This is a genomic window from Dactylosporangium salmoneum (genome assembly GCF_039532525.1).
GTDB classification, from domain to species: Bacteria; Actinomycetota; Actinomycetes; order Mycobacteriales; family Micromonosporaceae; genus Dactylosporangium; species Dactylosporangium salmoneum.
This window is the reverse complement of record NZ_BAAARV010000096.1, coordinates 35,388-50,354: the sequence shown is the minus strand read 5'-3', so window position 1 is coordinate 50,354 and position 14,967 is coordinate 35,388. Positions and strand designations below refer to the sequence as shown.

Annotated in this window: 13 protein-coding genes and 1 pseudogene; 12 read left to right on the top strand and 2 right to left on the bottom strand. The window is 73.9% G+C overall.

All coding sequences use genetic code 11. The annotated features are described in order from the left end of the window. Positions 1-1,692, bottom strand: a 1,692-nt coding sequence (locus tag ABD352_RS47305) for an MDR family MFS transporter (protein WP_344619194.1), incomplete at its 3' end; no start/stop codon positions are given. Positions 1,693-1,752: 60 nt separating this feature from the next. On the opposite strand from ABD352_RS47305, the gene ABD352_RS47300 reads away from it, so the two are divergent. From ABD352_RS47300 to ABD352_RS47245, 12 genes and pseudogenes are all read left to right on the top strand, one after another. Then, positions 1,753-3,390, top strand: a complete 1,638-nt coding sequence (locus tag ABD352_RS47300) for an ABC-F family ATP-binding cassette domain-containing protein (protein WP_344619193.1) — start codon at positions 1,753-1,755, stop codon at positions 3,388-3,390. Then, positions 3,387-3,761, top strand: a complete 375-nt coding sequence (locus ABD352_RS47295) for a pyridoxamine 5'-phosphate oxidase family protein (protein ID WP_344619192.1) — start codon at positions 3,387-3,389, stop codon at positions 3,759-3,761. Before ABD352_RS47300 ends, ABD352_RS47295 begins: the two co-directional genes overlap by 4 nt. 88 nt (positions 3,762-3,849) lie before the next feature. Then, positions 3,850-5,010 carry an ABC transporter substrate-binding protein gene (locus tag ABD352_RS47290; RefSeq protein ID WP_344619191.1) on the top strand — a complete coding sequence of 387 codons (1,161 nt, stop codon included), beginning with the start codon at positions 3,850-3,852 and terminating at the stop codon, positions 5,008-5,010. After that, a complete protein-coding gene (locus ABD352_RS47285; protein ID WP_344619190.1) occupies positions 5,007-5,879 on the top strand; it encodes an ABC transporter permease in 873 nt (290 codons plus the stop codon). Before ABD352_RS47290 ends, ABD352_RS47285 begins: the two co-directional genes overlap by 4 nt. Continuing rightward, positions 5,876-6,739, top strand: a complete 864-nt coding sequence (locus tag ABD352_RS47280) for an ABC transporter permease (protein WP_344619189.1) — start codon at positions 5,876-5,878, stop codon at positions 6,737-6,739. Before ABD352_RS47285 ends, ABD352_RS47280 begins: the two co-directional genes overlap by 4 nt. Continuing rightward, positions 6,736-7,815: an ABC transporter ATP-binding protein gene (locus tag ABD352_RS47275; RefSeq protein ID WP_344619188.1), complete on the top strand. Its 1,080-nt coding sequence runs from the start codon at positions 6,736-6,738 to the stop codon at positions 7,813-7,815. The genes ABD352_RS47280 and ABD352_RS47275 overlap by 4 nt, the downstream gene beginning before the upstream one ends. A 20-nt stretch (positions 7,816-7,835) precedes the next feature. Beyond that, a pseudogene (locus ABD352_RS47270) lies at positions 7,836-8,343 on the top strand (HAD domain-containing protein). A 33-nt stretch (positions 8,344-8,376) separates the two neighbouring features. After that, a complete protein-coding gene (locus ABD352_RS47265) occupies positions 8,377-9,849 on the top strand; it encodes a hypothetical protein (protein WP_344619187.1) in 1,473 nt (490 codons plus the stop codon). Positions 9,850-9,886: 37 nt separating this feature from the next. Further along, entirely contained in the window at positions 9,887-10,213 is a 327-nt protein-coding gene (locus tag ABD352_RS47260; RefSeq protein WP_344619186.1) for a hypothetical protein, read from the top strand. Positions 10,214-10,278: 65 nt separating this feature from the next. Beyond that, on the top strand, positions 10,279-11,184 hold the full coding sequence (locus tag ABD352_RS47255; RefSeq protein ID WP_344619185.1) for a hypothetical protein: 906 nt from the start codon (positions 10,279-10,281) through the stop codon (positions 11,182-11,184). A 610-nt stretch (positions 11,185-11,794) separates the two neighbouring features. Further along, positions 11,795-13,654: a tetratricopeptide repeat protein gene (locus ABD352_RS47250; protein WP_344619184.1), complete on the top strand. Its 1,860-nt coding sequence runs from the start codon at positions 11,795-11,797 to the stop codon at positions 13,652-13,654. Positions 13,655-13,871: 217 nt separating this feature from the next. Continuing rightward, a complete protein-coding gene (locus ABD352_RS47245; protein WP_344619183.1) occupies positions 13,872-14,333 on the top strand; it encodes a peptidase inhibitor family I36 protein in 462 nt (153 codons plus the stop codon). On the opposite strand, the gene ABD352_RS47240 is transcribed toward ABD352_RS47245, so the two are convergent. After that, the coding region (locus ABD352_RS47240) for a hypothetical protein (RefSeq protein WP_344619182.1) at positions 14,324-14,967 on the bottom strand (644 nt) is incomplete at its 5' end. The two genes, ABD352_RS47245 and ABD352_RS47240, sit on opposite strands and share 10 nt — an antisense overlap.

Here is a 14,967-nt window from a genome sequence, read left to right as displayed (position 1 = left end):
GGCCTGGGCGGCGGACATCGAGCGGAGCGGGATCTCCGGCAGGAAGAGGATGACCAGGAAGCCGACGACCATGATGCCGGCGGCGGTGAGGAAGACGACCGACATGGAGTCGGAGAAGCCGACCTTGAACGGGTGGGCCAGGGCGGCGTCCAGTTTGTCCAGGAACGCGGTGTTGTTCAGGGAGCTGGAGGAGCCCGAGGTGGCGGTCTTCTGCAGGCCGGCGAGCTGGTCGCTGTGGGCGCGGGCCGCGGCCTGGAAGGCCGGGGTGGACTGGGCCGCGGTGAAGGCGTCCTTGATCTTGTTCGGCAGGAGGCTGAACAGGACCGACAGGAAGACCGCGGCGCCCAGGGTGCCTCCCATCGAGCGGAAGAACGTGACCGTCGAGGTGGCGACGCCGATCTCGCGCGGGTTGGCGGCGTTCTGCACGGCGGTGATCACCGGCTGCATGTTGCCGCCCAGGCCCAGGCCCATCACGACCATGATGAGCATGGTGCGCCACAGCGGGGTGTCGGCGCCGATGCGGGTGAACAGCACCAGCGCGGCCAGCATGAGGATCGAGCCGATGATCGGGAAGATGCGGTAGCGGCCGGTGCGGGCGATGGTCTGGCCGGACACGATCGAGCCGGTCATGATGCCCAGGACCAGCGGCAGGAGCATGAGGCCGGCCTCGGTCGGGGTGGCGCCCTTCACGATCTGCAGGTACAGCGGCAGGGTGAGCAGCCCGCCGAACATCGCCATGCCCAGGATGAAGCTGGAGATGGAGGCGACGGAGAACGTGCGGCCCCGGAAGAGCTTCATCGGCAGCAGCGCCTCGGCCTTGTAGACGGTCTCGGCGACGAGGAACAGGATCAGGCCGACGAGGCCGATGCCGTAGCAGAGCAGCGAGCGGCCCGAGCCCCAGCCCCACTCGCGGCCCTGCTCGGCCACGGTCAGCAGCGGCACCAGGCAGACGACGAGCGCGACGGCGCCCGGCCAGTCGATGCGGTGGTCCTGGCGGCGGTGCGGGATGTGCAGCACCCGCATCACGACGAGGAACGCGGCCAGGGCGATCGGCACGTTGATGTAGAAGATCCAGCGCCAGCCGGCGAAGCCGAGGATCGTGTCGGTGCCGGCGAAGAAGCCGCCCAGCACCGGGCCGAGGACGCTGGAGGTGCCGAAGACGGCGAGGAAGTAGCCCTGGTACTTGGCCCGCTCCCGGGGCGGCACCACGTCGCCGATGATGGCGAACGCCAGGGAGAACAGGCCGCCGGCGCCGATGCCCTGCACGGCGCGGAACGCGGCCAGCTGGTAGATCGAGTGGGCCAGGCCGCACAGCACCGAGCCGACGATGAAGATGCCGATGGCGAAGAGGATGAACGGCTTGCGGCCGTAGATGTCGGACAGCTTGCCGTACAGCGGCGTGGAGATCGTCGAGGTGATGAGGAACGCCGTGGTGGCCCACGCCTGCAGCGAGAAGCCGCCGAGGTCGTCGGCGATCGTGCGCATCGCGGTGGACACGATGGTCTGGTCGAGCGCGGCGAGGAACATCGCCATCATGAGCCCGACCAGGATCGTGACGATCTGCCGGTGCGTCAGAGCAGTGTCTTCGGCGGCCGGAGCGGCCGGCGGTGCGGATGTGCTCAAGTCCGTACTCCAGAATCTTGCCCGGGTGACAGGCTCGCTGTTTCGATCCGATCGCGTTTCAGAATTCACGCTACTCCTCGATCGAGGACACTAGTCGCGGGGTACGACAGAAAACGGAGGCTCATACGCGTGGCAGCAACACTGGTGGTCAAGGATCTCGCCGCCGGGCACGGTGACAAGGCGCTGTTCGCCGGGCTCGACCTGGTGGTGGCGCCCGGCGACGTCATCGGGCTGGTCGGGGTGAACGGGGCCGGCAAGTCCACGCTGCTGCGCACCCTGGCCGGGCTGATCCCGCTGGAGCACGGGGCGGTGCAGCTCAACCCGCCGACGGCCACGATCGGGTACCTGCCGCAGGAGCCGGACCGGCGCCCCGGCGAGTCGCTGCGCGAGTTCCTGGCCCGCCGCACGGGCGTCGCCGAGGCTCAGGAGCGCATGGAGGCCGCCGCGGAGGCCCTGGGCACCGGCGCCAAGGCCGACGACGAGTACGCGGTCGCGCTGGAGCGCTGGCTCGCCCTCGGCGGCGCCGACCTGGACGAACGCGCCGGGGAGGTCGCCGCCGACCTGGGCCTGGCCGTGGACCTCGACCTGCCGATGACGGCGCTGTCCGGCGGCGAGGCGGCGCGCGCCGGCCTGGCCAGCCTGCTGCTCTCGCGGTACGACATCCTGCTCCTGGACGAACCGACGAACGACCTGGACCTGGAGGGCCTGGAGAAGATCGAGGCGTTCGTGAGCGGCCAGCGCACCAAGTCGGTGCTGGTGGTCAGCCACGACCGCGAGTTCCTGGCCCGCACCACGAACGGGATCCTGGAGCTCGACCTGCACCAGCAGCAGGTCAACTTCTACGGCGGCGGCTACGACGCCTACCTGGAGGAGCGCGCCACCGCCCGCCGGCACGCGCGGGAGCGCTACGAGGAGTACTCCGACACGAAGGCCGGCCTCGAGGCGCGGGCCCGCACGCAGCGCGCCTGGATGGAGAAGGGCGTGAAGAACGCCCGGCGCAAGCAGCCCGACAACGACAAGATCGGCAAGTCGAAGAAGATCGAGTCGACGGAGAAGCAGGCGGCCAAGGCCCGGCAGACGGAGCGGCTCATCGAGCGCCTCGAGGTCGTGGAGGAGCCCCGCAAGGAGTGGCAGCTGCGGATGGAGATCGCCGCCGCGCCGCGCGCGGGTGCGGTGGTGGCAACCCTGCAAGGCGCGACGGTACGGCGGGGAGCCTTCACCCTCGGCCCCGTCGACCTGCAGATCGACTGGGCCGACCGGGTCGCGATCACCGGCGCCAACGGCTCGGGCAAGACCACCCTGCTCGGCGCCCTGCTCGGCCGCATCCCGCTCGACGAGGGCCGCGCCCACCTGGGCCCCGGCGTGGTCGTCGGCGAGGTCGACCAGGCCCGGCGGATGTTCGAGGGCGGCGAGTCGCTGCTGGACGCGTTCCGCGTGGCGGTGCCGGACCAGAACCCGGCCGACGTGCGCACGCTGCTGGCCAAGTTCGGGCTGAAGGCCGACCACGTGCTGCGGCCCGCCGCCAGCCTCTCCCCCGGCGAGCGCACCCGGGCCGCCCTGGCCCTGCTGCAGGGCCGGGGCGTGAACCTGCTGGTCCTCGACGAGCCGTCCAACCACCTCGACCTGCCGGCGATCGAGCAGCTGGAGTCGGCCCTGGACAGCTACCCGGGCACGCTGCTGCTGGTCACCCACGACCGGCAGATGCTCGCCGCGGTGCACACCAACCGGCACGTCGAGGTCGACAACGGCAAGGTGAGCGCGTCGTGACGCCGCTGGAGGAGTTCTGGGCCGAGCGGCACCTGTGCACGGTCACCACCATCCGCCGCGACGGCACCCCGCACACGGTGCCGGTGGGCGCCACCTACGACGCCGCGACGAACACGGCCCGGATCATCACGTCCGGCACGTCCCAGAAGGTCCGCAACATCGGGCACCACCCGCAGGTCGCCATCTGCCAGATCGACGGCCGGCGGTGGAGCACCCTCGAGGGCAAGGCGGAGATCGTCCGGACCGGGGAGGCGGTCAGGGACGCCGAGGACAGGTACGCGGCGCGGTACAGAACGCCGAGAGTCAATCCGGAACGCGTCGTGATCGTCGTCACCGTGACGAGGGTGTTGGGCACGTATCGGCCCGGCTGACATACAGCGTTCAACAACAGGCCAGGGATCACCCCGACGCTGTGCGCGCCGAAGCCGTTTCGGCGCCTGACGCATCGGGAGCAACCTCATGCAGCGCAACACCCTGCGACGCGGGCTCGTCGCCGGCGTCCTGTCGGTGGCCGTCGCCGCCGCCGTCGCCGGCTGCGGCTCGTCCCAGAAGGCCGCGGACGCCCAGAACAACAAGGCCGGCGCCGCGTCGGCGACGTCCGCGCAGGACCTCGGCGGCCTCGACGCCCTCGTGGCCGCGGCGAAGGCCGAGGGCACCCTGAACGTGATCACGCTGCCGCGCGACTGGGCGAACTACGGCGAGCTCATCGACACCTTCAGCAAGAAGTACGGCATCAAGATCAACAGCGACAACCCCGACGGCTCCAGCCAGGACGAGATCAACGCCGTCAAGTCGCTCAAGGGCCAGGACCGCGCCCCCGACGTGCTCGACCTCGGCGGCGCGTTCGCCCAGTCCGGCGCCAAGGAGGGCCTGTTCGCCCCGTACAAGGTGCTGACCTGGGCCGACATCCCGGACAACCAGAAGGACGCCGACGGCGCCTGGTACAACGACTACGGCGGCTACATCTCCATCGGCTGCGACGCCAAGAAGATCGCGGTCTGCCCGCAGACCTTCGCCGACCTCAAGAAGCCGGAGTACAAGGGCAAGGTCGCGCTCAACGGCGACCCGACCAAGTCCGGCTCGGCGTTCGCCGGCGTCTTCGCCGCGGCCCTCGCCAACGGCGGCAGCTTCACGAACATCCAGCCCGGCATCGACTACTTCGCCGCGCTGAAGAAGTCCGGCAACTACATCCCGGTCGAGTCGACCCCGGCCACCATCGAGAAGGGCGAGACCCCGATCTCGATCGACTGGGACTACCTCAACGCCGGCTACACCAAGGAGCTCGCCGCCAAGGGCATCGACTGGAAGGTCGCGGTCCCCAGCGACGGCATCTACGGCAACTTCTACTGCCAGGCGATCAACAAGGCCGCCCCGCACCCGGCCGCCGCGCGGCTGTGGGAGGAGTACCTGTTCTCCGACGAGGGCCAGAACCTGTGGCTCAAGGGCGCGGCCCGGCCGGTCCGGCTGCCGAAGATGACCGCCTCCGGCACGGCCGACGCCACCCTCGTCGCCGCCCTGCCCACGGTCGACGCCAGCAAGGCCCAGCTGCCCTCGCCGGAGCAGGTCGACTCGGCCAAGAAGGTCCTCACCGACGGCTGGACCAAGGCGCTGAACGGGTGACCAGCCCCGCCGCAACCCCCGTCCGGGCACGGTCCTTCGCGGACCGTGCCCGGCGGTGCGGCCCCTGGCTGGCGGTCGCACCGTTCCTCATCGTGATGCTCGCCGGGCTGGTCCTGCCGGTCGTCGCCCTGGCCTCCGGGGCGTTCGAGGGCGACTCGTTCAAGACCTCCCTCAACAGCGGCTACCGCGGGGCGTTCTGGGGCTCGATCAAGCTCTCGGTCGTCTGCGCCGTCCTCGGCGCCGGGGTGGGCCTGCTCGTCGCGCGCGCCGTGCTCGCCGGCGGCACCGTGCTGCGCCGGCTCGTGCTCACCGCGTCCGGCGTGCTGGCCAACTTCGGCGGCGTCCCCCTCGCCTTCATGTTCATCGCCTCCATCGGCAACGCCGGCATCGTCACCGGCCTGCTGCGCGACTGGACCGGCCTCGACCTCGCCGGCTCCCCGTTCAGCCTGTACCAGTTCGGCGGCCTCGCCGTCGTCTACCTCTACTTCCTGGTCCCGCTCATGGTCATCGTCATCGCGCCCGCCCTGGACGGGGTGCGGGCCGAGTGGGCCGAGGCCGCCGAGAACCTCGGCGCGAGCCGGTGGCAGTACTGGCGCCACGTCGCCGGCCCGCTGCTCGCCCCGCCCGTCATGGCCGGGGCGCTGCTGCTGTTCTGCGGCTCGCTGTCGGCGTTCGCCACCGCCCAGGCCATGGTCGGCGCGACCGTGCCCCTGGTGACGCTGCAGATCGCCAACGCCCTGTCGGGCAACGTCTCCGCCGACAACGCCGGCGTCGGGGCGGCCCTCGCGATCGAGATGATCGTCCTGGTCGCCGTCGTCATGGCCGCCTACTGGACGATCGAGCGCCGCACCGCGCGGTGGCTGCGGTGACCGCGGTCCTCGCGCCGCCGGTGCAGGCACCCGCGGTACCGAAGCGGAAATCGCGGAACGCGACAAGAGTCGTCGTCCTGCTCATCGCCGGGGTCTACTTCCTGGTCCCGCTCGCCGCCGCGATCTGGTTCACCGTGCAGGACAAGGTCCACGGCGGGGTCACCGGCGAGTACTACACCAGCATCCCGGCCGCCGAGGGCTTCGCCGCCGCGCTGCGCCGCTCCCTGACCCTGGCCGTGCTGACCGTCCTGGGCGTGCTGCTCGTCACCGTGCCCGCCATGCTCGCCGTGACGCTGCGGCTGCCCCGGCTGCGCCCGGTCGTCGAGGGCCTGTCGCTGCTGCCGCTGGTCATCCCGCCGATCGCGCTCGTCGCCGGGGTCCGCGACATGCTGGCGCTGGGCCCGAACCAGCTGGCCGGCACCCCGTTCGGCGACGCGCTGGTCTCCTCGCAGGACCCCGAGCTGCCGATCATCCTCGTCGTCGTGTACATCGTCCTCGCCACCCCGTTCGCCTACCGTTCCCTGGACGCGGGCATCCGCGCCATCGACGCGCGGACCCTGGTCGACGCGGCGCGGGGCCTGGGCTCGTCGTGGTTCGCCGTGGTGTGGCGGGTGCTGCTGCCCAACCTGCGGGGCGCCGTCCTGGGTGCCGCGTTCCTGACCCTCGGGCTGGTGCTCGGCGAGTACACGATCGCGAGCATCCTGCTCTTCGACACCCTCCCCACCTGGCTGGTGAAGATCTCCGGCGAGAACGGGCAGCTGTCCGTCTCGGTCAGCACCGCCAGCCTGCTGTTCACCTGGCTCCTGCTGCTCGTCGTGTCCCTCGCGGACCGGCCCAAGACCTCTCGGAGTGACTCATGAGCGCCGTCGGGGTGCGCATGCTCGGCATGCGCCGCAGCTTCGGGGCGGTGCACGCCCTCGACGGCCTCGACCTGGTCATCGAGCCCGGCGAGCTCATCGCCCTGCTCGGCCCGTCCGGCTGCGGCAAGACCACCGCGCTGCGGGTCCTGGCCGGGTTCGAGACCGCCGACGCCGGCACCGTCCACGTCGGCGACCGGGACATCACCGCCCTGCCGCCGAACAAGCGGGACATGGGCATGGTGTTCCAGGCGTTCAGCCTCTTCCCGAACCTCACCGCCGCCGGCAACGTCGCGTTCGGCCTCCGGGTGCGCGGGGTCGACGGCGCCGCCCGGCGCAAGCGGGCGGGCGAACTGCTGGAGCTGGTCGGGCTCGGATCGGTCGGGCAGCGGTACCCCCACCAGCTCTCCGGCGGCCAGCAGCAGCGCGTGGCGCTGGCCCGGGCGCTGGCCATCGAGCCGCGGGTGCTGCTGCTCGACGAGCCGCTCTCGGCCCTGGACGCCCAGGTGCGGGTGCAGCTGCGCGACGAGATCCGCCGCATCCAGCAGCGCCTCGGCATCACCACGCTGTTCGTCACCCACGACCAGGGCGAGGCGCTCAGCGTCGCCGACCGGGTCGGCGTCATGCGGTCCGGGCGCCTCGAGCAGCTCGCCGACCCCGACACGCTCTACCACCGCCCGGCCACCCCGTTCGTCGGCGAGTTCGTCGGCACCATGAACCGCCTCCCCGGCGTCCTCGACGCCGACGGCACGGTCCGGGTGCTCGGCGCGACCCGGCCGGTCGCCGACGGCAGCCAGGCCGCCCCGGGCGGCGTCGTCGTCCTGGTCCGGCCCGAGGCGATGACCCTGACCCGGTCCGAGGCCGGCGGTGCGCTGGTCGTCGTGCGGACCTTCCACGGCGCCATGACCCGGCTGTCGGTCCGGCTCGGCGACGGCGACGAGGCCCTCGTCGACCTGCCCAGCCCGGCCGCCGCCGGCATCAGGCCCGGCGACGCGGTCACCGTCGGCGTCGGCGAGGGCCCGGTCCTCGTCGCCGAGGGCGGGGCCGCCGCCGCGCTCCCCCAGCCCGAGGCCGTCTGACGCCCCGGCCGCCGCGTAGGCTGCCCCCTGACCTTGGGGAGGCCGCCGTCCGCCCGACTTTTCTCGACGTCGACGGGGTGCTCATCCCGTTGCGGGCCCGGCCGGGCCCGGCCGGGCCCGGCGGCGATGGGCGACCCCGGCGGCAACCCGCTGCTGGGCCGGCTCGACCCCGCCGACGGGCCACGGCTGCTCTCCCTGCCGGGCGACCTGGTGTGGGCGACGACCTGGGGCGCGAACGCCAACGAGGTCATCGCGCCGCGGCTCGGCCTGCCCGCGATACCGGTCGTCGAGTGGCCCGGCGAGGACGACGAACCGCCGGCGCCGGGCGTGCACTGGAAGACCGCCGGCCTGGCGCGGTGGGCGGCCGGGCGGCCGTTCGTGTGGCTCGACGACGAGATCGGCGACGCCGACCGGCGCTGGGTCGCCGCGCACCACCCGGGCCCGGCGCTGCTGCACCGCGTCGACCCCGCCGCCGGGCTGAGCGGCGCCGACGTCGGCGCGGTCCGGCAATGGCTGGCAAGACATTGACAACCATCAAGGTGTAGCCGCACGCTCGGAGCCATGCCTGAGAGCGCTCTCTCCGCCGCGGCCGCCCTGCTCCTGCTGGCCGCCCCCGTCCCCGCCGGCGCCGCCGCACCGCCGTCCCGGTACACGATCACCGACCTCGGCGCGGACAGCGGCGCCACCGGCATCAACAACGCGGGCGTCGTCGTCGGCTACCGCGGCGCCCACGCCGTCAAGTGGGCCAGCGGCACCGCCGTCGACCTCGGCACCCTCCCTGGCGGCGCGAGCAGCGTCGCCAACGCGATCAACGACGCCGGTCAGGTGGCCGGCACCGCCGACCGCTCCCCCGGCGGCTACGGCTACCCGGTGCGGTGGAGCGCGTCCGGGGCGATCACCGACCTCGGCGGCCCGCTCGCCAACCGGCTCGGCGTCGCCAACGCCGTCGACGGCGGCGGCCGGATCGTGGGCGGCCAGCGGCCCGCCGACTCCGAGGGTTCGCCGCTGGCCACCGTCTACGAGACCGACGGCACGTCGCGGTACCTGGCCGACCCGCCCGACACCCTCGCCGCCGCCACCGGCATCAACGCCCTCGGCCACATCACCACCGGCAACGGCTACGTCGTCTGGGACGGCGGCACCCTCGTCAAGCTGCCCGGCCTGCGCTACTTCGACGGCGACCCCGTCACCGCCGCCGCCATCAACGTCCGCGACCAGGCCACCGGCTCGGCCGACATCGGCGACGGCGTCACCCACGCCGTGCTCTGGGACGCCCGCGACGTCGCCGAGCACGGCGCCCCGATCGGCACCGACCTCGGCACCGTCGACGGCATCGCGCACAGCACCGGCACCGCCCTCAACGCCGCCGGGCAGGTCGTCGGCACCGCCGACCCGATGTGCCAGCCCTGCGCCGCCCCGAAGGCCTGGGTGTGGCAGCCCGGCGGCACCGCGACCGCCCTCGACACCCTGATCCCGGCCGGCACCGGCTGGCAGCTGCAGCAGGCCACCGGCATCAACGACCTCGGCCAGATCGTCGGCCGGGGGCTGCTCGGCGGGCACGTCCACGCCTTCCTGCTCACCCCGCGGTTCCACGCCAACGTCAGCTTCCAGCCGGCGACGGCCGCGGTGCCGGCCGGGTACGCCGCCGACACCGGCGCCGCCTACGCGGCCGGGCGCGGCTGGGCCGCCGACGACAGCACCTGGACGCGGCTGCGCCCGGCGGCCGGGGCGCCGGACCAGCGGTACCGAACCCTCATCCACACGCAGCATCCGACCGGCGCGAACGTCTGGGAGCTCGCCGTGCCCAACGGCCGCTACCTCGTGCACGTCGCGGCCGGCGACCCCGGGTACACCGACAGCGTCTACCGCATCGCCGTCGAGGGCACCCTCACCGTGACCGGCACCCCGACCACCGCCCACCACTTCGTCGAGGGCACCGCCACGGTCACCGTCACCGACGGCCGCCTGACCGTGAGCAACGCGGCCGGCGCAACCAACAACAAGCTCAACTACATCGACGTGATCGGCCTCTGATCCAGGGGGCTGGCCGGCGGCGCTTGGCATGATCGTCATGTACTTCGCGGCCGGGTCGGACGCGCGGGCGGCCGCGACGCCCGACCTGGCCGGCGGTCCGGGCGGCGCCGCTGAGCCCGGCCTGCTCACCACCGCCGGCTTCGACGACATCAACCGGATGCTGCGTACGATGGTGAACAGCGCCCGGCAAAGGCGGATGGGAAAGTCCGTTACCAGCGACCTCGCTGACGCCCGTTCAGGGATGAGCCGGTTCGAGTCCGGCAGCCGGGCGCGCAGCCGCCCGAGCAGACAACAGACGCAGCGGCAAAACAGACCCAGCGCGCCCGACTCGGCATCGAGCGCGCTCATCGGCCGCCGGCCGTAAGACTCGGAGGTCTTCCGAGACGCGGCCGTGACGGCATCGTTGCCGCGCCGCGGAACCATCGACGCATGCGCAAACGGGGGTTCGTGCTGATCTCGCTGGTGGCCATCGGGCTGGCCGCGCTGGGCCTGCGGTCCTGCAACAACGAATTCGCCCGCCGCAACCTGATCGAGGCCGGCGAGGTGACCGCCGTCGTCGACGCCGCCAAGCCGGGCACGGTGGTCGTGCACATGCTGCGATCGGGCGAGGAGCAGACCTGGACCGTCGACGACAACGGCGACCCGGGCATGGGGCCGGCCGAGGAGGCGCCGGGCGGCCCGCGCACCCAGTCGTGCGCCGGCGACGCCTGCTACCGCGTCGCCGGCGACCGGCTGCGGGTGGACGAGAGCAAGGACGGCGGCGGTACGTTCACCACCGCCTGGCAGGTCGGGGGCGCCGACTACGACACCCTCGTCCGCACGTACCCGGACCTCGGCGCCCCGGCGGAGCACCTCGCCTCCCGCTCCGTCGTCGCGCACCCGGCCGGCGGCGGCCAGGTCGTCTACGTCGCCAACGGCCGCGACGGCCTGCTGCGCCGCGGCCCCGACGGTCGCTGGACCCGCCTGGGCGGGCCGGACTCGGGCGAGGGCTGCTGCTTCTTCGCCCCGGTCCCGCGCCTGGCCAGCCAGCCGCCGCCGTTCGAGCCGGCCCCGTACGTGATCGTCGCCGTCGCCCTGACCATCCTCGTCACCGGCGCGGTCACCGCCGCCCGGCGCCGCCGCTGGGAGACGTTCCCGGCCGTCGTGGCCCTCGCCGCCCTGGCCGCGTATATCGGCTACCTCGGCGCGCAGCAGCCGGACGTCGGCATGTACCCGGGCTTCGTCTACGGCGTGCCCTGCGTCCTGCTCTGCCTGGTCGGCGGCGGGTTCCTGGCCGCCCGATACACCCGCCGCCCGGTCAAGGACCCCGAAGAGCCGGCATCGGTACCGTCCTGAGCCGCCGGCACCGCCAGCCCGAAGCACCGGTTCGCGGCCTCGGCCGCGCACATCACTGGGTGGGCGGCTGCCAACCGGAGGGCGGCGGGCCGGGCTGCTGCGGCGGCCCCGACACCGGCGGCGCCCCGGCAGGCGGCACGGACGTCGGAGGCGCGGAGGTCGGCGGGCCCGGCACCGGCGGGGCCGACGCGGGCGGCGGGAAGGACTGAAACGGGGGTCCAGGCTGGCTCACCGGCGGCCCCAGGACCGGCGGGACGGAGGTCGGCGGGTAGGACTGGTACGGGGGCGCGGGCTGCACAAGCCCCGGCGGGGCACCGTACGGCGGGGCCGGCGGGAACCCGGGCGGCTGCGGCCCGGCCGGCACGGCAGCCACGGCCGGGGCGACGACGAGCGGCGGGGCGCGGCGGCCGATCAGATGGTGCTGCCGATGGCGGCCACCAGCAGGACCGCCTCCCAGACGAGGTGCGGCAGCAGTTCCCGCAGCGGCCGGGCCGGCGGCGCGGTCATGACGGCGGTCATCGGGGCAACATACCGCCGATCGGCGGACATCGCTGCGCACGAACGGCCGGGCCGGTCCACCGGAACCGGCGGGTGCGACTACCCTCACGCCGTGAGTGAGCAACGGCCCGCGGGGGGCGAACAGCGGGACGACTCCGTCGCGCAGGCACACGGAGAGCTGGCGCTGGCCCGCATCGCGCTCGCGGAGGACGACCTCGCCCACGCCGCCGGTCACGTCGCCGGGGCGATCGCCTGGGCGCCGGGGCTGCCGGAGGTCCACGAGCTGCTGGCCGCCCTCGCCGCGCGGGCCGGGGACGAGGGCGCGCTCGAGCTGTTCGCGGTGGAGCAGCCGGCGTTCATCGGCACCGTGGTGGCCCGGGCCCACCTGCAGGGCCGCCACGACCCGATGGGCGGGCTGCGGATGCTCGCCCAGGCGACCCGGTTCGACCCGGCCCAGCCGTGGGCGGACGTGAGCTGGGTGCGGGCGGTGCCGGTGCGCCGGCTCGACCCGGAGGAGCTGGCCCGGCTGCTCGTCACGGTCATGGCGGGCCTCGGCGACCCGGCCGAGCGCGCCGTCGCGGTGGCCAACGAGGTGTACCTCGACCTGGCCCGCCGGGCCACCGCCGCGCACCGCGACAGCGCGCTGCTGCACGGCGCCGCGGCCGGGCTGGCCCGCCGGTTCACCGCCCTGTCGCCGGGCGCCCTGGCCGAGGCGGTGCGCTGGGGCGCGCACGGTCACCGGCTGCGCCCGGACAAGCTCACCTCGGTGTGGTACGCGTACGCGCTCAAGGCCGACGGCCGGCTCGACCAGGCGCTGCAGGTGATGCGGCAGGCCTGGCTGGCCGAGCCGGGCGAGGTCGACCTGTGCGCCGACATGGCCAGCTGGCTGGCCGACGCGGGCCGGCTCGACGAGGCGATCGACCTGCTCGACACGGCGATGCGCCGGGCGCCGGACTACGACTGCGCGGTGCACACCGCGGCCCGGCTGCGCTTCCAGCGCGACCAGGACGTCGCCCACCTGGTCGGCCTGGTCGACTACACCCGCGAGCACCCGGTGACCAGCCACGAGCACGCCGACCTCGACGGGGCCTGCCGGGGCCGCTCCTGGCTGTCGATGGTGGGCGGGCCGGCCGAGTCCGTGATCCGGCTGCTGCACCAGATCGACCGGGGCGACCGGGCGATGACCGGCACGGCGAGCGTGTCGGCCCTGGAGGTGCCCAGCGCCCTCGCCGTGGTGCGGCGGGAGCTGCCGGGCCTGTGCCTGACGATCGAGGGCGAGCCGCCGGCGGACATGGTGGGGCCGCAGCGCCCCGACGGCACGGTGCTGTGGGTGTACGACGGGCTGCTCGCCCGTCCCGCGGTCCCCCCGCCGCCGGATCGGGCCCGGGAGGTGCTCGACCGGATCGTGTCGCCGGTGTGGGCGAACCCCGTCGACGCCTACGACCGGGCGCTGCCGCTGGGCCAGCTCGGCCCGGGCGACCTGCTGTCGCTGCTGGTGCACCCGCCCGCGGGCACCGACCCGCGCTTCCCGGACGGCGTCTGGGAGCGCGCCGCCCAGGTGTACGCCTGCCTGGGCCTGCTGCACTGCGAGCAGCTGCGGGCCGGTGCGGCGCCGGGCGACACGGGCCGGGCCCGGGCGCTGCTGACCGGGATCGCCTTCGGGGTCGAGGACTGGACCACCGAGGCGGCGCTGTTCGCCCTGGTCGTCGCGGCCTGGCTGGACCCGGCCGGACGGGCGGAGGTCCGCGGCGTGGTCGGCGGGCGGTTCCTGGAGGCGGTGCAGCAGTCCCGGCACCGGGTCGTGACGATCCGGGAGTCCCTGGCCGAGCTGGTGCTCATCACCCCCGACATGGTGCCGGAGGTGTCGTCGCTGGCCCGTGAGGTGCTGACCCGGCACCGGGAGCGGGACGCGCCGGAAGCCGCCGCGCCGCCGGCCCCGCCCCGGCGGCGCCGCTGGTTCGGCCGGCACTGACCTGCAACTTGCACGCTGGGTGAACGTTACGGTCCGTACGATCCGCCGCCCGCCGAATTGTGCGGCCAGCCGGTTCGGCCATTTCCCGCACAATTCGAGGCGGCGGCGCTGAGCTGCGCCCGGCCCGGCGCACATTCATTCATGTCGCAGTATGAAGCGATCACGTCACGCCTCGGCGCCGACACGTACGGTGACCCCAACCTGAAGGGGGGCATCCATGTGGAGAGTGTGCGCGGGACTGATGGCCGCGCTGGCCCTGGCCGGGACGGCCGCGGGCGCGCCCGTGGCGGCCGACGTGGCCGCCTATCTCGCCGCCCACCCGGGCGGGCACCCGCTCGGCGGGACCGGCATCGCCTACGGCGGGGGCGTCTTCGTGGTGACGCTGAGGGCCCCGGCGCAGCAGAACGCCGTCGTCGACTGCCCGGCGGGCTGGTTCTGCTTCTACGACCGCCCGGACTACGGCTACCCGCGGGGCAAGCTGTCCTCCTGCGGCTGGCAGAGCCTGGCGTACTGGGGCTGGCAGGACCGGGTCGAGTCGGCGTACTACAACATCGGCAAGGGCGGCGTGCAGTTCTGGGACGGCAGCACCTACCTGTTCGCGATCAGCGCCGACGCCCGCGCCCGCGGCGACGCGAGCCCGTACCGCAACCGGGCCACCGACGTCTACCGCTACTGCTGAGGCAGCGCGTCGGACCGGCCGGACCAGACGTACGCGACCTCCTCGACGTTCGCCGCGCCGCCCGCGGCCGGCACCGGCGTCGAGATCCGGGCGCCGAGCAGCCGGCCGTCGGCGGGCGCGAAGATCAGGGTGACCCGCTTGCCGTCGCGCCCGTCGGCGCTGATCGCGATCCCGGGCCGCTGCTCGCGGTCGAGCATCTGGTCGCGCAGCGCGAGCCCGTCCTGGCCGGCCAGCATGCGCAGCAGCGCCGCCTGCTGGGCCGGTTCGAACGGGTACGAGTCGGCGATGTCGATGCACAGCAGCAGCGCCGGGACGGCACCGTCGGCCTTGGAGCGCTGCCGCGTGACGAGGTCGGCCAGCTGCCGCGGGTCGGTGGACGGCGCCGGCCCGGGCGGCGGGCCGGCCGGTAGGTCCTCGGGCTCGTCCGGCGCGGGCGCGGCCCCGGCGCGGCTCACGCTGGTCGTGCGCCGGCCGCGGGCGTCCTCGGCCCAGCACACCGTCTCGTCCCGGCGCTCCTCGGGCGCGCCGGGGTCGGTGGCCTCGACGGTCCAGGCGGCGCGGTGCACGCAGCGGAAGTGCCCGCCCGGCCCGGGGGCGTAGGCCCGGTCCTGCTCGGCGAGCAGCAGCAGCTGTG